Origin of the sequence: Streptococcus sp. HF-2466 (assembly GCF_015594645.1) — a bacterium.
In the GTDB taxonomy this organism is placed as follows: domain Bacteria; phylum Bacillota; class Bacilli; order Lactobacillales; family Streptococcaceae; genus Streptococcus; species Streptococcus anginosus.
Genome location: NZ_JADNQU010000012.1, coordinates 27,502 through 47,903, shown reverse-complemented (window position 1 = coordinate 47,903; position 20,402 = coordinate 27,502). Strand labels below are relative to the sequence as shown.

The window sequence follows — 20,402 nt, the reverse complement described above, 5'->3', positions numbered from 1 at the left end:
TGTTGATTTTGTGTACTCTTTTTCCAATCAAAAGAGCCAAAAAGGGCTAGGATAAACTATTAAAATCAAATCAATCATCAATTCTTTGACTGAAAAACATTGAATTGCTTGACAAATGGTAGAAAAAAGACCACCTCTTTGGTGATCCTTATAGGGAGATTATTATGAAAAAGTTTTAGGATTTCATCAAATAAAGTTAGGAGGTCTTCATTTGATAATATTATTATAAAACGATTTTCTTAAATGAAGCTTAAGCCGTATTTTAAATTTACAATTTCTGCAAAAGATACTGAAAAAGTTCTAGATTCCCTTTTTCTTCATTGACTAAAAACTCTGGGTGCCATTGAAGCCCAATGATCCGACTATCATCTAGCGACTCAATCGCTTCAATGGTTTTATCCCTAGGATCAAAAGCTGTTGCGCGAAAATTCGGTGCCAAATCTTTAATACTTTGTCGGTGGACAGAGTTAATCTGACTAGCACGACCGAACAATTCTTCAACAATGCTGCCTTTCTCAGTTTGAATAGAATGAGACGTTCCAAAAGGTAAGCCCTGCCAATGGTTGTCAATATGCTGATTGAGCGTTCCATCAAAAGCAACATTGACCAACTGCAAGCCTCGGCAAATTGCCATAATTGGTTTTTCTTGTCGAATAGTTTCTGCTAACAGAGCCAGCTCAAACTCGTCTCGCACCATATTGTAATCATCACTCTCAATCGTCTGCTTTTCTCCGTAAAAAGTGGGGTGCATATGTTGTCCGCCGGACAAAATCAATTTATCAATACTTTCAACATAATCCCTCACCAAACTTTTGTCACCAACAGGGATAATCATAGGTAATCCGCCAGCAATTCTGATACTCTCAGCAAATTTACTAGAAACGGACGAGTGAATATTTTTACCTTCCTTATCGACAGGACAAAGATTAGCGGTCACTCCAACAATCGGTCTGCTCATACGATTCCCTCCTCATTGATATACACACAATCTTACCACTTCCTCTACCTGCCGTCCAATTGATTTTTTTAAAGGTCGTGATAAATAGTTTTTATACTAGCCACAACTCCTGCCTCATTACACTCTTTTTATGCACTTTAATCAGCCTTTATTCTTATAAAATAATAACTTATAAAAACAAGCTACTACTAAACAAGAAATTTATCGCTTTCTATGGTAAAATGAAATTAGAAAACTCTATAAGGAGAAGAACATGGAAAAACAAACAGTTGCTGTTTTAGGCCCTGGTTCATGGGGTACTGCCTTGGCACAAGTATTAAATGACAACGGACATGAAGTTCGTATTTGGGGCAATATTGCCGAACAAATTACTGAAATCAACGAGCACCACACTAACAAACGGTATTTTAAAGATATTGTTCTTGATGAAAAGATCACAGCGTATTACGACTTAAAAGAAACCCTTGATGGCGTGGATGCTATCCTTTTCGTCGTTCCAACCAAGGTCACACGTCTTGTAGCCAAACAAGTAGCCGAGGTGCTGGATCATCCAGTTAAAGTGATGCATGCTTCAAAAGGTCTGGAGCCCGACACTCACAAACGACTTTCCATGATTTTAGAGGAAGAATTGCCTGAACAATTCCGTAGCGAAATCGTCGTTGTCTCTGGTCCCAGCCACGCTGAGGAGACTATCGTTCGCGACATTACTCTCATCACAGCAGCTTCAAAAGACTTAGAAACAGCTAAATACGTCCAAAACCTTTTCAGCAATCACTACTTCCGTCTCTACACCAATACAGATGTCATCGGTGTGGAAACAGCGGGTGCACTCAAAAACATCATTGCGGTCGGAGCAGGGGCTCTTCACGGTCTTGGCTATGGTGACAATGCAAAAGCCGCTATTATCACGCGTGGCTTAGCAGAAATCACCCGTCTCGGTGTCAAACTCGGTGCCAGTCCTTTAACATATAGCGGTTTATCCGGAGTGGGAGATTTAATTGTCACAGGAACCTCCGTTCACTCACGCAATTGGCGCGCTGGTGACGCTCTTGGTCGCGGTGAAAAGTTAGAAGATATCGAAGCCAACATGGGCATGGTTATTGAAGGCATTTCCACCACCAAAGCTGCTTACGAACTCGCACAAGAACTGGGTGTCTATATGCCAATTACTCAAGCGATCTATCATGTGATTTATGAAAGCCTTAACATAAAAGACGCCATTTATGATATAATGAATAATGAATTCAAAGCTGAAAACGAATGGTCGTAATTAGCTACTACAAAAAAGGAGGGTCATATGACTCAAGTAAGAAAAGCTGTTATCCCTGCTGCTGGACTCGGAACTCGTTTCTTGCCAGCAACCAAAGCGCTCGCCAAAGAAATGCTGCCTATTGTTGACAAACCAACTATTCAATTTATTGTTGAAGAAGCGTTAAAATCCGGTATCAAAGACATTCTGGTTGTAACAGGTAAATCCAAACGCTCCATTGAAGACCACTTTGATTCAAATTTTGAATTGGAGTACAACCTCAAAGAAAAAGGTAAATCTGATCTTTTAAAACTCGTAGATGAAACGACTGGTATCGGTCTTCATTTCATTCGTCAAAGCCATCCACGTGGGCTTGGAGACGCTGTTTTACAAGCCAAAGCTTTCGTTGGGAATGAACCTTTCGTTGTCATGCTAGGTGATGACCTAATGGACATTACAAATGACAAAGCAGTACCACTTACCAAGCAATTGATGAACGATTACGAGGAAACACATGCTTCAACTATTGCTGTCATGAAAGTGCCACACGACGAAGTTTCTTCTTACGGCGTTATTGATCCACAAGGTGAAGGAGTAAATGGACTCTACAGCGTTGAAACTTTTGTTGAAAAGCCAAAACCAGAAGACGCACCAAGTGATCTCGCCATTATCGGACGCTACCTACTAACACCTGAAATCTTCTCCATCTTGGAAACACAAAAGCCAGGTGCCGGAAATGAAATCCAGCTGACAGATGCTATTGATACTCTCAACAAAACACAAAGAGTATTCGCTCGTGAGTTCACAGGTGACCGTTATGATGTCGGCGACAAATTTGGCTTTATGAAAACATCTATTGACTATGCCCTCAAACATCCTCAAATCAAAGACGATATGAAACAATACATTATTGAGTTAGGCAAGAAATTAGACAAAAAAGAAAACTAACAGATAGCTGTGATGGGTGGCACCTATTCCTAATCAATTGTTCCAAGGAACTCTAATTGATTAAAATCAAAAGTGCTTTTCCAATCACTACATTTGTTGGGAAAACAATAGCTTGTAAAAAGTTTGGGATAAAAAGATTTCAATTTTTAAAAATCTTAATTATTAAGCCCTTCAAATCTATAATTAAATGCGAAAAGCGAACAAAGCAGAATTCTGATTACCAGAAAACTAGTTTTGTTCGCTTTTTATACTTGAGGTCGGACTTTTGTCCCTGCCTTATTTTTTGATATCCAAAATTCTTAACGAAGTAGATAATTGCTCAAAGAACTGACTTGAGGTTATAGATAGAGTTTGCGAAGTAAGTCTCAATACTGCTTTTGGCAAACTCAGAAAAAGCCCCTTTGGAAATGAAAATAGTAACCGCAAATCTACTTTATAACAAGCTCTCATCCTGCTCAATCTAAATAAAAAGCTCATTAAAATCCTGAATAGTCTGTTTTAGATCTTAAACGGTTATTTTAACTAAAACTCCGCCCTAGTGATTTCCTAAGACAGAGTTATTTCTTTAAAGTTAAAAGATAAATCGCAGAATAGCTACCAATATCACACTAAAAACTACAGCCATCACTAAGTTGCGATAGCGAAAAGCAATGTATATTGTCGGAAAAACGGCTACTAAATCTAGCCACTTGAAGGTTGGCAAGTGTCCTACTTCTCCCTTGGTAATACTGGATAAAATCAATGCAAAAATAATAGAGACTGGTAAATACTGTAAAAATCGTTCTACAACTTTAGGTAAGCCGCGATATTTTACCAAGATAAAAGGAGTCACCCGCGCTAGCCACGTCACCAAGGCTGAGAGAAGAATGGCGACAAATATATAATTATTTATCATCTAGTATTACCCCCACAGCACAGCCTAATAAGGTTGAAAATAACACAGCTAATGAAGAAGAGATTACCATTATCAGAGCAAAGAATGACAAAGTGACCACAACTAAAATCACCAAAAGTTTTTGAAGTTTTGTTTTATGGAGCATCACTAAAAATTGGGAAGAAAAAATCCCAATAAACATGCCCACCAGCGCAAAATCCAAGCCAAACATTTCTGGATTTGGCAAAAGACTTCCTAATGTCGTTCCGACCACAGATCCGACAATCCAAGCAAGGTAGCTCGTAATGTTATTGCCGTACATCCACTGAAGCGAAATATCCTTTGTATGGACACGCTCACTTAATAAAACGCCATAGGTCTCATCTGTCAAGAGTATTCCGATACCGATATTTTGCAAGAGACTGGCATGCCGAAAAAAGGTTGATGTATGAAGGCTCAGCAAAAACAACCGCAAATTGATTAAAAAAACTGTCAGAGCAATAGCTGTTACCGGTGCGTGAATCGCAAGAAGTGCTAGCATAGCAAACTGAGCACTTCCTGCATAGACTAAACTGCTCATGAGTGCCATTTCAAGAGGACTGACATAAGAGGCACCAATAATTCCACAAGCTAGTCCAATACTAATATACCCAAGAGCCGTTGTCATCGCTGCCTTAGCCCCATCCTTAAAACTTTTTCCAATCATATTTATTCTTCCATTGTGTCAAATGCCAGACTTGGCTTAGCATTCAAGCTCAATGTTGCAAGATTCCCCTTATTCCACTCACTGACGCTCGCATAAGCAATCATTCCTGCATTGTCCCCACAGAGACGCAAAGGCGGTATGACTACCTTGATATCTGTCATTTCAGCTGCTAAACGTTCACGTAAACCTTGATTAGCAGCAACACCGCCCGCAACGACTAAGGTCTTAACAGGATATTTCTCCAAAGCTTTTTTTGTTTTTGCCATGAGAATATCTAAAACAGCAGCTTGAAAACTAGCAGCCAAATTTTCTTTCGACAAACTTTCACCCCTTTGCTCCGCATTGTGACATAGGTTGATAAAGGCAGACTTCAACCCAGAGAAAGAAAATTCTAAATTATCCTCTTTAATCATCGCTCTCGGAAAATCATAAATATCTTGTCCTTTATGGGCCAATTCATCTATCTCATGCCCAGCTGGATAAGTCAATCCCATCACACGACCAACTTTATCATAAGCTTCTCCAACTGCATCATCGCGTGTTTCTCCGACAATCTGATAATCACCAGCTTCGCTAACATAAACCAATTCCGTATGCCCTCCACTGACTAATAATGCTAAAAGAGGGTATTCTAATTTCTCAACACTCTGAGCCGCCATCAGATGACCTGCCATATGATTGACAGGAATAAGCGGTAAATGATGTGCCCACGCAAAAGACTTGGCAGCTGCCAACCCGACTAAGAGGGCGCCTACCAGCCCTGGTCCATAAGTTACTGCTACTGCAGTCACTTCTTTTTCTGTAATACCAGCCTCCGCAAGAGCCTCCTCAATGCAAGCTGTGATAACTTCCACATGGTGACGGCTAGCCACTTCCGGTACCACGCCACCAAAACGTTTATGGCTCTCAATCTGGCTGGCAATAACATTGGATAAGAGTTCAGTGTCATTCTTTAAAACTGCCACGCTAGTCTCATCGCAGGAGGTCTCAAAAGCTAAAATATATCTGTCATTCATTGTTTTCTCTTTTCATTACAATCGCATCTTCCACTGGCTCATGATAGTAATTCTTACGCCGAGCGATTTTTATAAATTTCTCTTTTTGGTAAAATAGCAGAGCTGCTTTGTTGGATTCTCTCACTTCAAGAAAAATCTCTTTGTCAATTGGCAGATGTTCAAACAAAGCGGTCGCAATTTTTTGTCCTTGATAGGCTTTCTTAACCGCAATTTGTAAAACTTCCGCTTCAAAATCCGACCCTTGAAAAGCCAGAAAGCCAATTAAATTTTGAGCTTCCAAAGCCAAAACATAAACCGACAAAGGATTTTGTAAATCTTTCTCAATCTGCTCTATATTCCAAGGACTGACAGCATACACATCTTTTAATACTTGGTAAATCTGCTCTGCCAAATCAGCAACCTGCTTTTTTTCATCTTTTTTAATCTCAATCATAAGCGCTTGATGTAAGAATCGTTCGTTTCTTGATGGTTTTTGAGCCAATTCTCTTCTGCTTCCACTCGCTTGAGGTAATTCGGCACAAAATCATGAACAGAACGATCCGATAGTTGCAGACCGATTTTAGCAAGGAGCACAGCGCTTGGCAGGGTTGCTTTGATAAGAGCTGCTGGCAAAGCGGATTGAATCTGCTCCGCAAAATTTTCCACTTCTCCTACAAAAGTTACCTGAGAAGCAGACTTGGCTTTTTCTAACACTTCTTCAAAAGATAAATGAGCTTCTGGCTGAACTGCTCTGCCATTTTCATAAAAACCAGCATAGACATGATTGCGTCTAGCATCCATGAGAGGAATGACCAAGCCGTCAATGTCCTCTGGCACCAGAATTCGCAAGCTAGAAACTCCTACCAAATCTATTTTAAGCGTATGTGCTAACGTTTTGGCTGTTGCCACAGCAATTCGCAAACCTGTATAACTACCCGGACCTTCTGCAACCACAATGCGTTCTAAGTCAGTTGGTTTTAAATCCAAACTTTCCATTAAAAAATCAATAGCCGGCATCAATGTAACGCTATGATTTTTCTTAATATTTATCGTCATCTCAGCAAGCAAACTCTCATCTTCTAAAATCGCAATTGCTAGGGCTTTGCTGGATGTGTCAAAAGCTAAAACTTTCATTCTTATCTTTCCTTTGTGATAATCTACTTTCTATTATACTACAAAAAATACGGATTTCCTCAATATGATTTCCAAAAAAACAAGACCTTTTGAAAATCGTTTTCCTAGTTTTTCTCACTTCTTTCTTTTACTAAATAACCTTTTTATGATATAATGATTATAATTGTAACGTATCAAAATCAATTTATTACCCAGAAAATCAAATAGATGGAGACCGCCCTTGAAAATAAGGTGGCTATTTTCTGGTAGATTGATTATGAATGAGAAAGGAATTGAAATGATTTACAAAGTTTTTTATCAAGAAACAAAAGAACGCAATCCACGTCGGGAAAACACGCATTCTCTCTACTTGGATATTGACGCCAAAGACGAACTAGAAGGACGCATCAAAGCCCGGAAACTCGTCGAAGAAAAAACACCTTATAATGTTGAATTGATTACACTTTTGTCTGACAAACATTTAGAATACGAAAAAAAATCAGGCAACTTTACAATTACGGAGCTCTAAACCATGTCATATACTTTAAAACCCGAAGAAGTCGGTGTATTTGCCATTGGTGGTTTAGGAGAAATCGGAAAAAATACCTATGGGATTGAATACCAAGATGAGATTATCATCGTTGATGCAGGGATTAAATTTCCTGAAGACGACCTCTTAGGGATTGATTATGTCATTCCTGATTATTCTTATATCGTAGAAAATATTGACCGTATCAAAGGAGTGTTGATTACTCACGGTCACGAAGACCACATCGGAGGGATTCCCTTCCTTCTCAAGCAAGCAAATGTTCCCATTTATGCTGGACCACTTGCCCTTGCACTGATTCGTGGTAAATTGGAAGAGCACGGACTTTTACGTGACGCTAAACTCTACGAAATCAATCAAAATACCGAACTTCAATTTAAAAATTTAAAAGCAACCTTCTTCCGCACAACTCACTCTATCCCAGAGCCTTTGGGAATTGTCATCCACACACCTCAAGGGAAAATTGTTTGTACGGGTGACTTCAAGTTTGACTTTACCCCCGTTGGCGAGCCAGCAGATTTACATCGAATGGCAGCTCTTGGGGAAGATGGCGTTCTAGCACTTCTTTCTGATTCCACCAATGCAGAAATTCCAACTTTCACAAATTCCGAAAAAGTCGTTGGTCAATCTATCATGAAAATCATTGAAGGCATTCACGGGCGGATTATTTTTGCCTCCTTTGCCTCAAATATCTTCCGTCTTCAACAAGCTGCGGATGCTGCGGTTAAAACTGGCCGAAAAATTGCTGTTTTTGGACGCTCAATGGAAAAAGCCATTACCAATGGAATTGAGCTAGGTTACATCAAAACACCTAAAGGAACCTTCATCGAACCAAACGAAATCAAAGACTATCCCGCAAATGAAATTCTAATCATGTGTACAGGAAGTCAAGGAGAGCCAATGGCAGCTCTTTCACGCATTGCGAATGGAACACATCGTCAAGTGCAGCTTCAACCAGGTGATACAGTGATTTTCTCTTCTAGTCCTATCCCTGGAAATACCACCAGTGTCAATAAGCTCATCAATACCATTTCAGAAGCCGGCGTTGATGTTATCCACGGAAAAATCAATAACATCCATACATCTGGACACGGTGGACAACAAGAGCAAAAATTGATGCTCCGTTTGATAAAACCTAAGTATTTTATGCCAGTTCATGGTGAATACCGCATGCAAAAAGTTCATGCTGGACTTGCAATGGATACAGGCATCCCTAAAAAGAATATCTTTATCATGAGCAATGGAGACGTCCTTGCTTTAACTGCCAATTCAGCTCGTATTGCAGGAAGTTTCAATGCCCAAGATATTTATGTTGATGGTAATCGTATCGGAGAAATCGGTGCCGCAGTCCTTCGCGACAGACGTGACCTTTCCGAAGATGGCGTTGTCCTTGCAGTAGCTACCGTTGACTTTAAATCAAAAATGATTTTGGCTGGTCCCGATATCCTTAGTCGCGGTTTTATCTATATGCGTGAATCAGGTGAACTGATCCGTCATAGCCAACGTATTCTTTTCAATGCGATTCGTATTGCATTAAAAAATAAAGATGCTAGCATCCAGTCAGTCAATGGTGCTATCGTAAATGCTCTTAGACCATTTTTATATGAAAACACAGAGCGTGAGCCCATTATCATCCCAATGATTTTAACACCAGATGAAGAAATCTAGCAATACAATCCTTACATAGTAAAAAAACAACTTGATTTGGGTAAAGTCAAGTTGTTTTTATTGTAGCTTGGTCATAACGACCAAACGAGTGGAAACTCTGGAGTTTTATCAACATTCTAATTTAATTTTTATACATATTCAACTCCCAACTTCCACAAGTCTGAGCCGAGGAGCGAATGACAACAAAAAAAGAGAGGCGAACCTCTCTTCTCTATACTGATGAATTATTTAGCAATTTTTGCAAAGTATTCAAGAGTACGTACAAGTTGTGCAGTGTATGACATTTCGTTATCGTACCAAGATACAACTTTCACCAATTGTTTTCCGTCAACATCAAGAACTTTAGTTTGAGTTGCATCAAACAATGAACCAAATGACATACCTACGATATCTGAAGATACGATTGGATCTTCTGTGTAACCGTATGATTCGTTAGCTGCTGCTTTCATAGCTGCATTTACTTCATCAACAGTTACATTCTTTTCAAGAACAGCAACCAATTCAGTAACTGATCCAGTTGGAGTTGGAACACGTTGGGCTGAACCATCAAGTTTACCGTTCAATTCTGGGATAACAAGACCGATAGCTTTAGCAGCACCAGTTGAGTTAGGAACGATATTTGCAGCACCAGCACGAGCACGGCGAAGATCACCTTTACGATGTGGACCGTCAAGAATCATTTGGTCACCAGTGTAAGCGTGGATTGTTGTCATCAAACCTTCAACGATACCGAAGTTGTCTTGAAGTGCTTTAGCCATTGGAGCCAAGCAGTTTGTAGTACATGAAGCACCTGAAATAACTGTTTCAGTACCATCAAGAACATCGTGGTTAGTGTTAAATACGATTGTTTTAACATCGTTTCCGCCAGGAGCAGTGATAACAACTTTCTTAGCTCCACCTTTAAGGTGTTTTTCAGCTGCATCTTTCTTAGCAAAGAAGCCAGTTGCTTCCAAAACGATTTCTACACCGTCAGTAGCCCAGTCGATTTGTTCTGGGTCACGTTCAGCAGAAACTTTAACGAATTTACCGTTAACTTCGAATCCACCTTCTTTAACTTCCACAGTACCGTCGAAACGACCTTGAGTTGTGTCATATTTCAACAAATGTGCAAGCATAACTGGATCTGTAAGGTCGTTGATACGAGTAACTTCAACACCTTCTACGTTTTGGATACGACGGAATGCAAGACGACCGATACGACCGAAACCGTTAATACCAACTTTAACTACCATTCGTGATTTCCTCCTTATGAAAATCAAAAAATTTTTATGTGAAAAGAGTAACTTGAGTTGCTACAAATCACCTTTCAACATATCTATTATATACTTTATCCCTTAAAATTGCAACTGATTTCAGCATTATTAACAAGGAATATCATTCCTTTCAAAGATTTTCATTTCTCTTTCATTTTCGGAAGCTACGTGGGAGATATGCAAAAAGAGAGTGGGACAGAAATCAGTAGTTTCGTAAAAACTTGATTTCATCGTCCCACCTCTGTACGGTTGAGTAGAGCTGTAAAAGTTGATTTATCAACGTATTAGAGTCCACTCAGCAGTGATTAATTGGCACTAAAGTGCCTAATTAATTGTGCATGGGAAACTCTACATTGACTAAAGTGAATAGAGCTTCTCCAAACCACTGCATCTTATAATTCTGACTATATAAACAAAGGAAGCTGAGTACATTGTCCCAGCTTCCTTTTTTATAAAAAACGCCCGCAACTGCGGACGCATGGGCTTGACTTGATTAAGCCTCACCTTTATTTTTCTTAATGATTTCTTCTTGTACTGACTTCGGTACATCTTCGTAGTGGTCAAATACCATCATGAAAGTACCGCGTCCTTGTGATGCTGAACGAAGAACTGTTGCATAACCGAACATTTCAGCAAGTGGAACATAGGCACGAACGATTTGGCTGTTACCATGAGCTTCCATACCATCAACACGTCCACGACGAGCTGTTACGTGTCCCATAACGTCACCGAGGTTTTCTTCTGGTACAGTAATTGTAACAAGCATCATTGGTTCAAGAATGGTTGGTTGCGCAGTCTTAGCAGCTTCTTTAAGAGCAAGAGAGGCAGCAACTTTAAAGGCTGTTTCAGATGAGTCGACATCGTGGTATGAACCATCATACAGTTTTGCCTTCACGTCAACGATTGGGTAACCAGCAAGAACACCATTTGCCATTGACTCAATCAAACCTTTTTCTACAGCTGGGATGAATTCACGTGGAACCACACCACCAACGATAGCATTTTCAAACTCGAATCCTTTTCCTTCTTCATTTGGAGTAAATTCAATCCAAACATCACCGAATTGACCTTTACCACCTGATTGGCGTTTGAAGAATCCACGTGCTGATGTTTGTGCACGGAAAGTTTCACGATAAGATACTTGAGGAGCACCTACGTTTGCTTCAACTTTGAATTCACGACGCATACGGTCTACAAGGACATCCAAGTGAAGTTCACCCATACCAGAGATAACTGTTTCACCAGTTTCAACGTTAGTTTCAACGCGGAAAGTTGGATCTTCTTCAGCCAATTTTTGAAGGGCAATACCCATCTTATCTTGGTCAGCTTTTGACTTAGGTTCAACCATCAATTGGATAACTGGTTCTGGAACTTCGATAGATTCAAGGATAATTTTTGCCTTTTCATCTGTCAATGAGTCACCAGTTGTAGTATCTTTCAAACCAACAGCCGCAGCGATGTCACCAGAGTAAACTGTTTCGATTTCATTTCGGTGGTTAGCGTGCATTTGCAGGATACGTCCGATACGTTCACGTTTTCCTTTAGAAGTATTCAAAACGTATGAACCTGAGTTCAAGACACCTGAGTACACACGGAAGAAAGTCAAACGACCAACAAATGGGTCTGTCATAATCTTGAAAGCAAGTGCTGCAAATGGTTCATCATCAGATGCAGGACGAGTTTCTTCTTCTTCAGTATCTGGATTTACACCCTTGATAGCTGGAATGTCAAGTGGGCTTGGAAGGTAGTCAATAACTGCATCAAGCATCATTTGAACACCTTTGTTCTTGAAGGCAGAACCAGCAAGAACTGGGAAGAATTCAACATTGATAGTTGCTTTACGGATGGCAGCTTTTAGTTCTGCTTCAGTAATTTCTTCACCTTCAAGGTATTTCATCATCAAGTCTTCATCAGTTTCAGCAACTGCTTCTACCAATTTCTCACGCCATTCTTGGGCTTGTTCAAGATAATCAGCTGGAATATCTTCTTCAAGAATATCTGTTCCAAGGTCATTTGTATAGATTTCGGCTTTCATGCGAACCAAGTCAATGATACCACGAAAATCATCTTCTGCACCGATTGGCAATTGAATTGGATGAGCATTTGCTTGAAGGCGATCGTGAAGAGTGCTTACTGAGTAAAGGAAGTCTGCACCAATTTTATCCATTTTGTTAGCAAATACGATACGTGGAACACCATATTCAGTTGCTTGACGCCAAACTGTTTCCGTTTGAGGTTCAACACCTGATTGTGAGTCAAGGACAGTTACGGCACCATCCAATACACGAAGGGAACGTTGTACTTCAATTGTGAAGTCCACGTGTCCTGGTGTGTCGATAATGTTGACACGGTAATCTTTCCATTGTGCTGTTGTTGCAGCAGATGTAATGGTAATACCACGTTCTTGTTCTTGTTCCATCCAGTCCATTTGTGAAGCACCTTCGTGTGTTTCACCAATTTTATGGATTTTACCGGTATAGTAAAGAATACGTTCAGTCGTTGTTGTTTTACCAGCATCGACGTGAGCCATGATACCGATGTTACGAGTTTTTTCAAGTGAAAATTCGCGAGCCATTTGGTTGTTTCTCCTATTATTTTATTTACAGTTTATTATAACATATTTTAAGAAAAGCGAGTAGGCAAATCCTACCCGCTCCTCCTGAAGTTTTTGTAGTTGATTGGGTTAAGTGCAATGCCTAACGCTTTTACGATCCTAACAATTTTGATTAAGCTAAAAATCTAAAGAAAAAGATAAATCTTATTGGTTGCAATCGCAACCTGCTTTGATTTCCTATTTTCTCTTGGACTCTTTTAACGCTTTCGCATCTTAAATTTGAGTTCGGACTAAAATCTCAAAAACTCAATTGAACTCGGGCTAAAAGCTCGGAAAATAGAGACGTAGCCCTTTCAGCTTTGCTGTATTAGGGATATGGCTACCTTTAGGTATAAACTTTCCTAGAATCTCTGATTCTTCGTCAAGTTTCCTAATTTTCTGTCGCTTTTTTAACGCCCTTAGTATCTTAATCTTACCAGCGGAAGTGAGCAAAAGCACGGTTAGCTTCAGCCATACGGTGAGTATCTTCACGTTTTTTAACAGCTGCACCAGTATTGTTAGCTGCATCCATGATTTCTTTTGCAAGGCGATCTTGCATAGTGTGTTCTCCACGTGAACGTGAAATAGTTACCAACCAACGAAGTCCAAGAGTTGTACGACGTTCTGGACGAACTTCAACTGGGACTTGGTAGTTAGAACCACCAACACGGCGAGCACGTACTTCAAGTACAGGCATGATATTTTCCATAGCTGTTTCAAATACTTCAAGTGCATCATTTCCAGTAGCTTCTTTGATTTGTTCAAAAGCACCATATACGATCGAAGCTGCTGTACCACGTTTCCCATCAAGCATAACGCGGTTGATAAGACGTGTCACTAATTTTGAATTGTAGAGCGGATCTGGCAATACTTCGCGCTTAGGCGCACGGTTTTTACGACTCATTGATCTTTATCCCCTTTCCTTATGCTTTTGGTTTTTTCGTACCGTATTTAGAACGGCCTTGTTTACGATCAGTTACACCTGCAGTATCAAGTGCACCACGAACGATATGGTAACGTACCCCTGGAAGGTCTTTTACACGTCCACCACGAAGAAGCACAACGCTGTGTTCTTGCAAGTTATGTCCGATACCTGGGATATATGCAGTTACTTCGATCAGATTGCTCAAACGTACACGAGCAAATTTACGAAGAGCTGAGTTAGGTTTTTTAGGTGTCATAGTACCAACACGAGTTGCAACACCACGTTTTTGTGGTGAGTTTTCACGAGTAGGTACACGTTTAAGACTATTATAACCAACGTTTAAAGCTGGTGATTTAGATTTTTCTACTTTTGATTTACGCGGTTTGCGAACCAATTGGTTAATTGTAGGCATCTACATTTCTCCTGTATTTTTTTAATTTTGGTGATGATACACTTGGTGACAGCTATCATCTGCGTGTACTTTTGCAACATTTGTCAGCACGTCTCTGTACACTTTTGAGAGACCAAAAGTAAAAAGTACCGTCTATTAGTATAACACGACGGCTCTTTCTTTGTCAATATATTTTTTATAGTTTTCCTATTGAAATCCCAGTTACTGCCCCGTAGTATTTGCGGCTGGAGTTTGAACTGAATTGGTCTCAGCCTGTCCTGTGGTAGCTGAAGTTGCTGGCGCTTGATAGGTTTGAGGATAAGTTTGTTGATAAGTTTGTTGGTACGTTTGCCCTGCATCTGTTTGAGGCGTCACAGCATTTTGACTTTCTGTAGCAGCTGCTTCGCTAGCTACACGCGCCGCAATCGCATCACTGACTGCCTTAATCCGCTGTTGAAATTGAGTCTTTTGTGTTTCGTCTTTTACCTTATCTACTTTTTCCTGAGCAGCTGTTACATTAGCTGTTGTCTGCTCCGCTTCCAGTTTTTTAACAGCCTCTTCTGCTTCTTGCACAATTTTCGCTTGTTCTTTTTTGTCCTTTTCTGCTTTCGACTCTGAGGTTTTTGACGTTGAAACTGTTCGTCTTACAGTCGGAGCGGCTGCACGCGCCGCGTCATCTTGCTTTTTAACGAAAAATAATCCCGCAGCAAGAATGAGTGCCAAAACTGTAACAATCGAAACTCTCAGCCACAAGGAGCTTTGATCCAATTTATCCAATATATTTTTCAAATTTTCACCTCATCTATTTGTCAAAAATATTCCCAACTTCTACGCTGATTTTGTTGGACTTCACATCAATAGCTGTCACTTTCAACAATGATTTGTAATCCAAATGTTCACGTTCTGTCTGTGCATTTTCCGCGAAGACCGCTACACCAGCCAATTCCGAATCAAATTCTCGTAAAAGACTAATCATGCCATTGACTGTTCCGCCACCTTTTAAGAAATCATCTACGATTAACACACGGCTTCCAGCTTTCAGGCTGCGTTTCGACAAAAACATTTTTTCAATACGGTCACCACTTGAACCAGACACATAATTGACACTAACCGTTGAACCCTCTGTGATTTTCAAGTCGCGGCGCACAATGACAAATGGAACATTTAACACATTTGCCACTGCATTTGCCAACGGCACTCCTTTTGTGGCAACAGTCATTACGGCATCAATTTTTTGATTTCGAAACGTCTTGGCAATAATGCGTCCAATGTTGTTTAAAATAGAAGGCGTACTCAGCAAATCCGATAAGTAAATGTAGCCACCGGGTAAAATCCGATTGCTTTCAGACAATTTCATGCGGAGGTCTTCCACCATTGCTTTAGCTTCTTTATCCGAGATAGAGGGAGTAAAAATAACGCCTCCTCCTGCTCCTGTAATGGTTTCGATATGCCCGATTTCCATTCCTTCAAAAGCACGTTTGATAATGACAATATCTTCGGAAATGGAAGATTTTGCGGACTCATACTTTTCAGCAAATGTATTGAGACTTGTTAATTCGTACGGATGATTGATTAGGTAGTTAGAAATGACTACCATGCGTTCACTTCTTCTTAATTTCATTTTTTCACCAATTTATTTTATTTTCTTCATTATATCATAATCAGCCCAAAAAACGAACATTATTTTTGCAATAACATTCGTTTTTCGCTTTTTACTTATCAAAATTAGGCTTATAGAAAGAGCGGTTGTCCATAGCAAAGATTCGATTGGTCATCTCACCCTCGCCAACCAAGGCTAGAGCCGAAGTCATCATCATCATTTCCGCATCTAAATTGTCAATCATGTGGATAATTTCAGCTTCCATGATTTTCGGACGGACAGGACTGCCGTACTCCAACAAGCCATGATGGCTTAGCAGAACATGACGGAGAACAATGACATCTTCTTTAGTGTCGTCAATTTTTAATTCTGCCAACACCTTTGTTATTTCTTCATCAATCAAAGCGATGTGTCCGATGAGATTGCCTCGAACGGTGTATTCTGTTTGCTCTGGACCTGTCAATTCCAGCACCTTTGCTAAATCATGGAGCATAATTCCTGCATAGAGCAAGCTCTTATTTAATTGCGAGTAAATCTCACCAATGGCATTTGCCAGCCGCACCATTGTAGCTGTATGAAAAGCAAGTCCTGCCTCAAAAGCGTGGTGATTGGTTTTCGCTGCTGGATAGGAGTAAAATTCTTTATCGTATTTAGCATACAAAGCCCGCACCACACGCTGCCAAACTGGATTTTCAATTTTAAAAATCATTTGTGACAGATAGTCACGTAGTTCTTGGACATCAACTGGTGGTTTTTCCTTAAAATCAGCTGGATTGTTTGGCTCGCCAACTTTAGGCAATCGTAAGGTAATTTGATTGACTTGAGGGGTGTTGTTATACACTTCTCTGCGCCCTTGCATGTGCACGACTTTTCCAGCAGTAAATTCTTCTACATTGTGAGGTTGGGCATCCCATAATTTTCCTTCAATCGTTCCCGTATCATCTTGAAAGGTGAATGCCAAATAATTTTTTCCAGCTCTTGTCTGACGTAGTTCAGCGGATTTGATGAGATAAAATCCCTCAAACAGCTCGTCTTTTTTCATTTGGTTAATCTTCATATTCTTCCTCTTCATCTTGGAAATCTAGCAGACCATTTAAGTCCGATTTGTCCGAAATTTCAATATGGCGCAAAGTTCGCTCGATAGCATTGGTTCTGCGCGTCAGCAATTCATCAATATTTCCAGAAGCGTGTTGCAAATGTTTTTGCGCCTTGAGCAAAATGCCACCAAATTTATTAAATTCTAATTTGACATTGCCCAAAACCTTGCTGATGTCATCTGCACTTCGTTGAATGTTGAGCGTTTTAAAACCGACCGAAAGCGAATTGAGTAGGGCAGACAACGTAGACGGTCCTGCTACCACAATCTGCTCGTCTCGACGCAAACTGTCAAAGAATTCCGGATTGCGAACGACTTCTGAATAAAGCCCTTCCGTTGGTAAAAACATCACGCCAAAGTTTGTTGTTGCAGGAGGCGCTAAGTATTTCTTATTGATGTCCTTGGCAAAACGTTTGACACTCGCTAGCAAAGACTTGCGGTACAAATCAATCTCTTCTTTGTTCCCTGATTCGTAAGCATCCTCCAAGCGATAGTAGTCAGCGAGCGGAAACTTGGAATCAATCGGCAAGTAGATGTATTCTTTTTCCACTTGTCCCGGTAATTTAATCGCATACTCTACGCGCTCACTAGATCCTGCAACCGTCGCAAATTCGCGTTCATACTGACTTGGTGTCATAATATCTTCAATGATTTGTCCAAGCTGCAATTCGCCTAAAATTCCACGTGTTTTGGTATTGGAGAGCACTTTGTTTAGAGTACCCACATCACGCGCTACATGTTGCATCTCTCCTAGGCCACGATTGACTGATTCTAATTGTTTTGAAACTGTTTCAAAGGAGGTTTGCAACCGCGTCTGCAGCGTTTTCTCTAATTTTTCTTCCACTGTTTGGCGCATTTGTTCTAAACGACGGTCATTTGACTCTTGAATCTGACGCATTCGTTCGTCTGTCTTATCACGATTTTTGGTTAGATTCTCGCTTATCTCTAACCGCATTTCTGTTAAATTTCGATGTAAATCCGTGCGCACCTCTCCCAAACGATCTCCCAGAGTTAATTCCAGCTGTTGCTGTGCTAAAAGGCTCTGCTGCCGCTCCTGTTCAAAACGATAATCCAACTGATCAGATAACTGATCGGCTTGATCTTCAAAAATCTTTTTCTGTTGGTCTGTCTGTTGCTGATTCTTTTGCCACAAAAGAAAGGTCACAATAAGATTTCCCAACAATAAGAGGATGATTACAAACTCCATACTAACTCCTGTCTTTGCTATAAATGACAATAACATAACCTGATTGGCACTCTAAAAAAACGGGCTCATCTATAAATTCGTTAGAAGCATACACTTTTTTGAAAAAATAATTGGATTCGTTTAAAGGATATTTAGCTCCTTCAATGCTCAACCGGCTATTGTCCGCAGGTATAAAAGCTAAATAGTTCATACCAGCTACTGGCTTTACCTCGTGCCGCCCTTGAGGACAATAGCAGAGCTGATTTTGTGCATTGCACAGTCGAATTTGCTGCATATAAGGAGTAATTTCTGGATTACTCGGCAAGAAAATATTTGCCAAAGTATGATCCAAGCGCCCGCCAAAAGCACCAAAAATCGTCACTTGCGCCTGTGGAGAACGTGCAAAAACAGCTTTGACAGCCAACTCTAAATCCGTATCATCTTTTTCAGGTTGTGCTTGAAGTACCTCTTTCGATTGAGAACAAATCAAAGCCAACTCTTCCTCCGAAACAGAATCAAAATCACCGACCGCTAAATCTGGGCAAATGCCTTGTTCAATGAGAAACAAGCTTCCCCTATCTACCCCGATAAAGAGGTCAAAATCCATTTGAAAATTATCTATCGTCCCACCAGCAAAGAGAGCAATTTTAATCATGCAATGCTTCTTTCAAGGTTTGAACCTGATGAGCGACATCACCTTTGAAAACGTAACTACCTGCCACAAAGACATTGGCACCAGCTTCTTTGGCAATGCCAATGGTTTCATCATCAATACCACCGTCTACTTCAATATCAAAGTCTAGTTGGTTCACTTCTCTCAAAACGACTAATTCGCGTACTTTATCCATTGTTTCTGGTAGAAAAGCTTGTCCACCGAAGCCCGGATTGACAGTCATTACTAAGACTTGGTCAACTAGATTAAGTACGTTTTTCACCGCTTCAACAGGCGTTCCCGGATTGATAACAACACTTGCCTTGACACCAGCTGCCCGAATCTTTTGCAAAGCTCCGTGAATATGTGGTGTTGCTTCAGCGTGGATGCTGATAATATCTGCACCCGCACGAGCAAAATCTTCAATATGGTGTTCTGGATTGGAGACCATGAGATGACAATCAAACACCAACTTACTATGTGGTCGCATGCTCGCTACCACACCCGCACCGAAGCTGATATTGGGTACAAAATGTCCGTCCATAATATCAATATGAGCGTAATCTGCCCCTGTGGCTTCTAATTTTTTCAATTCTGATTCAAAATTAGCATAGTCTGCACTTAAAATAGACGGTGCAATTTTATAAGATTTCATTTGGCTTCCTCCTCACTTAGGTTGCTTCTTAGCTACTTTTTTATAGGTTTCACGACGATGTTCAATTTCACTCAAAAATTGCAAGTAATCTTCAAATCGAAAGACAGCAATCGTTCTATTTTCAACTGCAGGTTTCACCGCACAATTCGGTTCATGCGTATGAGTACAGGTTCGGAATTTACAGTCGCGACTGACTTCAGCAATTTCAGGAAATGCTCGGTTTAAATCCTCCGCATTGTCCACTTCGTAATCCAAGGAAGAAAATCCCGGAGTATCCGCAATTTTTCCTCCATTAAGATTGTAAAAACTGACAGCTCGTGTCGTATGACGGCCGCGGCCTAAACTATCTGAAATCTCACCCGTCTCTAACTGTAAATCCGGTGCAATTTTATTGAGCAAAGTGGATTTGCCAACTCCCGTCTGCCCCATGAAAACCGTCTTTTTACTTGTCAAAAATGGCAACAGTTCTGCGACTGTTTTGGCAGTATCATAACCAATCGCTTGGTAAACCTCAAGAAAAACATCTAACTCCTTGTCATCCTCCAACAAATCCAATTTGCTGATATAAATAATCGGATGAATGGCTTTCTGCTCCAAAAGAACTAAGAACCGATCCAAAAGATTGGGATTAAAATCTGGCTCTTTGGCACTCATTATCACGACAGCCTGCTCGATATTAACGATGGGCGGCCTCACTAGACTATTTTTTCGCTCTGCTATTTTTAAAATGTATCCTTCAGAATCTTTCTCAGCAGAAAATTCGACCTCATCTCCCACATAGGGAGTTTGACCTTTCTTACGAAAATTCCCTCTGGCTCTGGTCTGATACACCTTGCCTTCTGACTCTACATAATAGAAGCCAGCCAAGGCTTTCACAATTGTTCCTTTCAAATGAACTCCTTTAACCTTAATAAGTTCATTATATCAAAAAAACAAGTATTTTGCTTTTTAGTGCAAAAAAACGATGAAAAACGTTTCTAATATGGTATAATA

Annotated in this window: 21 protein-coding genes; 4 read left to right on the top strand and 17 right to left on the bottom strand. The window is 40.3% G+C overall.

Annotated elements, in window-relative coordinates; genetic code table 11:
• Positions 1–268: 268 nt before the first annotated feature.
• Positions 269–958: a gamma-glutamyl-gamma-aminobutyrate hydrolase family protein gene (locus IYQ91_RS08760; protein ID WP_195673608.1), complete on the bottom strand. Its 690-nt coding sequence runs from the start codon at positions 956–958 to the stop codon at positions 269–271.
• Between the two features lie 253 nt (positions 959–1,211).
• Here IYQ91_RS08760 and IYQ91_RS08755 point away from each other — a divergent pair, with 253 nt between their 5' ends.
• Both IYQ91_RS08755 and galU read left to right on the top strand, forming a co-directional pair.
• Complete coding sequence (locus IYQ91_RS08755) at positions 1,212–2,228, top strand: NAD(P)H-dependent glycerol-3-phosphate dehydrogenase (RefSeq protein ID WP_106384686.1); 1,017 nt, start codon at positions 1,212–1,214, stop codon at positions 2,226–2,228.
• Positions 2,229–2,255: 27 nt separating this feature from the next.
• Positions 2,256–3,155 (top strand): UTP--glucose-1-phosphate uridylyltransferase GalU, encoded by a 900-nt coding sequence (galU, locus tag IYQ91_RS08750; RefSeq protein WP_022525992.1) that lies wholly within the window; start codon positions 2,256–2,258, stop codon positions 3,153–3,155.
• Positions 3,156–3,726: 571 nt separating this feature from the next.
• On the opposite strand, the gene IYQ91_RS08745 is transcribed toward galU, so the two are convergent.
• The 5 genes from IYQ91_RS08745 to tsaB are packed head-to-tail and all read right to left on the bottom strand — an operon-like array spanning position 3,727 to position 6,864.
• Positions 3,727–4,050 (bottom strand): AzlD domain-containing protein, encoded by a 324-nt coding sequence (locus tag IYQ91_RS08745; RefSeq protein WP_022525993.1) that lies wholly within the window; start codon positions 4,048–4,050, stop codon positions 3,727–3,729.
• The gene (locus IYQ91_RS08740) at positions 4,040–4,735 is read right to left on the bottom strand and encodes an AzlC family ABC transporter permease (RefSeq protein ID WP_195673607.1); all 696 of its coding nucleotides are present in this window, start codon (positions 4,733–4,735) and stop codon (positions 4,040–4,042) included. The genes IYQ91_RS08745 and IYQ91_RS08740 overlap by 11 nt, the downstream gene beginning before the upstream one ends.
• Positions 4,736–4,737: 2 nt before the next feature.
• Positions 4,738–5,751 (bottom strand): tRNA (adenosine(37)-N6)-threonylcarbamoyltransferase complex transferase subunit TsaD, encoded by a 1,014-nt coding sequence (gene tsaD / locus IYQ91_RS08735; protein ID WP_022525995.1) that lies wholly within the window; start codon positions 5,749–5,751, stop codon positions 4,738–4,740.
• The gene (gene rimI, locus IYQ91_RS08730; protein WP_003026437.1) at positions 5,744–6,184 is read right to left on the bottom strand and encodes a ribosomal protein S18-alanine N-acetyltransferase; all 441 of its coding nucleotides are present in this window, start codon (positions 6,182–6,184) and stop codon (positions 5,744–5,746) included. Before rimI ends, tsaD begins: the two co-directional genes overlap by 8 nt.
• Positions 6,181–6,864, bottom strand: coding sequence for a tRNA (adenosine(37)-N6)-threonylcarbamoyltransferase complex dimerization subunit type 1 TsaB (gene tsaB, locus IYQ91_RS08725; protein ID WP_195673606.1), 684 nt, complete (start codon positions 6,862–6,864; stop codon positions 6,181–6,183). Before tsaB ends, rimI begins: the two co-directional genes overlap by 4 nt.
• Before the next feature lie 277 nt (positions 6,865–7,141).
• On the opposite strand from tsaB, the gene IYQ91_RS08720 reads away from it, so the two are divergent.
• The gene (locus IYQ91_RS08720) at positions 7,142–7,372 is read left to right on the top strand and encodes a DNA-directed RNA polymerase subunit epsilon (protein ID WP_106384694.1); all 231 of its coding nucleotides are present in this window, start codon (positions 7,142–7,144) and stop codon (positions 7,370–7,372) included.
• A gap of 3 nt (positions 7,373–7,375) precedes the next feature.
• A complete protein-coding gene (rnjA, locus tag IYQ91_RS08715) occupies positions 7,376–9,058 on the top strand; it encodes a ribonuclease J1 (protein WP_117645104.1) in 1,683 nt (560 codons plus the stop codon).
• A gap of 224 nt (positions 9,059–9,282) precedes the next feature.
• Here the strand turns inward: rnjA and gap are convergent, their stop codons facing one another.
• The 11 genes from gap to rsgA form a co-directional block, all read right to left on the bottom strand.
• On the bottom strand, positions 9,283–10,290 hold the full coding sequence (gene gap, locus IYQ91_RS08710) for a type I glyceraldehyde-3-phosphate dehydrogenase (RefSeq protein ID WP_003026445.1): 1,008 nt from the start codon (positions 10,288–10,290) through the stop codon (positions 9,283–9,285).
• A 514-nt stretch (positions 10,291–10,804) separates the two neighbouring features.
• A complete protein-coding gene (gene fusA, locus IYQ91_RS08705) occupies positions 10,805–12,886 on the bottom strand; it encodes an elongation factor G (protein WP_003026447.1) in 2,082 nt (693 codons plus the stop codon).
• A gap of 451 nt (positions 12,887–13,337) precedes the next feature.
• Positions 13,338–13,808, bottom strand: a complete 471-nt coding sequence (gene rpsG / locus IYQ91_RS08700) for a 30S ribosomal protein S7 (RefSeq protein ID WP_003026449.1) — start codon at positions 13,806–13,808, stop codon at positions 13,338–13,340.
• Positions 13,809–13,827: 19 nt separating this feature from the next.
• Complete coding sequence (gene rpsL / locus IYQ91_RS08695; protein ID WP_003026451.1) at positions 13,828–14,241, bottom strand: 30S ribosomal protein S12; 414 nt, start codon at positions 14,239–14,241, stop codon at positions 13,828–13,830.
• Positions 14,242–14,442: 201 nt separating this feature from the next.
• Positions 14,443–15,009 carry a hypothetical protein gene (locus IYQ91_RS08690; protein ID WP_195673605.1) on the bottom strand — a complete coding sequence of 189 codons (567 nt, stop codon included), beginning with the start codon at positions 15,007–15,009 and terminating at the stop codon, positions 14,443–14,445.
• A gap of 13 nt (positions 15,010–15,022) precedes the next feature.
• Entirely contained in the window at positions 15,023–15,841 is an 819-nt protein-coding gene (gene purR, locus IYQ91_RS08685; RefSeq protein ID WP_195673604.1) for a pur operon repressor, read from the bottom strand.
• A gap of 91 nt (positions 15,842–15,932) precedes the next feature.
• Entirely contained in the window at positions 15,933–16,877 is a 945-nt protein-coding gene (locus tag IYQ91_RS08680) for a 3'-5' exoribonuclease YhaM family protein (RefSeq protein WP_195673603.1), read from the bottom strand.
• Positions 16,867–18,123: a DNA recombination protein RmuC gene (locus IYQ91_RS08675; protein WP_195673602.1), complete on the bottom strand. Its 1,257-nt coding sequence runs from the start codon at positions 18,121–18,123 to the stop codon at positions 16,867–16,869. Before IYQ91_RS08675 ends, IYQ91_RS08680 begins: the two co-directional genes overlap by 11 nt.
• Before the next feature lies 1 nt (position 18,124).
• Positions 18,125–18,757, bottom strand: a complete 633-nt coding sequence (locus tag IYQ91_RS08670) for a thiamine diphosphokinase (protein ID WP_195673601.1) — start codon at positions 18,755–18,757, stop codon at positions 18,125–18,127.
• Complete coding sequence (gene rpe / locus IYQ91_RS08665) at positions 18,750–19,409, bottom strand: ribulose-phosphate 3-epimerase (RefSeq protein ID WP_003026463.1); 660 nt, start codon at positions 19,407–19,409, stop codon at positions 18,750–18,752. Before rpe ends, IYQ91_RS08670 begins: the two co-directional genes overlap by 8 nt.
• A 12-nt stretch (positions 19,410–19,421) precedes the next feature.
• Positions 19,422–20,300, bottom strand: coding sequence for a ribosome small subunit-dependent GTPase A (rsgA, locus tag IYQ91_RS08660; protein ID WP_195673600.1), 879 nt, complete (start codon positions 20,298–20,300; stop codon positions 19,422–19,424).
• Positions 20,301–20,402: the final 102 nt, after the last annotated feature.

Coding starts and splice junctions, on each gene's coding strand:
- IYQ91_RS08760 (WP_195673608.1), bottom strand. CDS start 958: ATGAGCAGACCGATTGTTGGAGTGACCGCTAATCTTTGTCCTGTCGAT.
- IYQ91_RS08755 (WP_106384686.1), top strand. CDS start 1,212: ATGGAAAAACAAACAGTTGCTGTTTTAGGCCCTGGTTCATGGGGTACT.
- galU (WP_022525992.1), top strand. CDS start 2,256: ATGACTCAAGTAAGAAAAGCTGTTATCCCTGCTGCTGGACTCGGAACT.
- IYQ91_RS08745 (WP_022525993.1), bottom strand. CDS start 4,050: ATGATAAATAATTATATATTTGTCGCCATTCTTCTCTCAGCCTTGGTG.
- IYQ91_RS08740 (WP_195673607.1), bottom strand. CDS start 4,735: ATGATTGGAAAAAGTTTTAAGGATGGGGCTAAGGCAGCGATGACAACG.
- tsaD (WP_022525995.1), bottom strand. CDS start 5,751: ATGAATGACAGATATATTTTAGCTTTTGAGACCTCCTGCGATGAGACT.
- rimI (WP_003026437.1), bottom strand. CDS start 6,184: ATGATTGAGATTAAAAAAGATGAAAAAAAGCAGGTTGCTGATTTGGCA.
- tsaB (WP_195673606.1), bottom strand. CDS start 6,864: ATGAAAGTTTTAGCTTTTGACACATCCAGCAAAGCCCTAGCAATTGCG.
- IYQ91_RS08720 (WP_106384694.1), top strand. CDS start 7,142: ATGATTTACAAAGTTTTTTATCAAGAAACAAAAGAACGCAATCCACGT.
- rnjA (WP_117645104.1), top strand. CDS start 7,376: ATGTCATATACTTTAAAACCCGAAGAAGTCGGTGTATTTGCCATTGGT.
- gap (WP_003026445.1), bottom strand. CDS start 10,290: ATGGTAGTTAAAGTTGGTATTAACGGTTTCGGTCGTATCGGTCGTCTT.
- fusA (WP_003026447.1), bottom strand. CDS start 12,886: ATGGCTCGCGAATTTTCACTTGAAAAAACTCGTAACATCGGTATCATG.
- rpsG (WP_003026449.1), bottom strand. CDS start 13,808: ATGAGTCGTAAAAACCGTGCGCCTAAGCGCGAAGTATTGCCAGATCCG.
- rpsL (WP_003026451.1), bottom strand. CDS start 14,241: ATGCCTACAATTAACCAATTGGTTCGCAAACCGCGTAAATCAAAAGTA.
- purR (WP_195673604.1), bottom strand. CDS start 15,841: ATGAAATTAAGAAGAAGTGAACGCATGGTAGTCATTTCTAACTACCTA.
- IYQ91_RS08680 (WP_195673603.1), bottom strand. CDS start 16,877: ATGAAGATTAACCAAATGAAAAAAGACGAGCTGTTTGAGGGATTTTAT.
- IYQ91_RS08675 (WP_195673602.1), bottom strand. CDS start 18,123: ATGGAGTTTGTAATCATCCTCTTATTGTTGGGAAATCTTATTGTGACC.
- IYQ91_RS08670 (WP_195673601.1), bottom strand. CDS start 18,757: ATGATTAAAATTGCTCTCTTTGCTGGTGGGACGATAGATAATTTTCAA.
- rpe (WP_003026463.1), bottom strand. CDS start 19,409: ATGAAATCTTATAAAATTGCACCGTCTATTTTAAGTGCAGACTATGCT.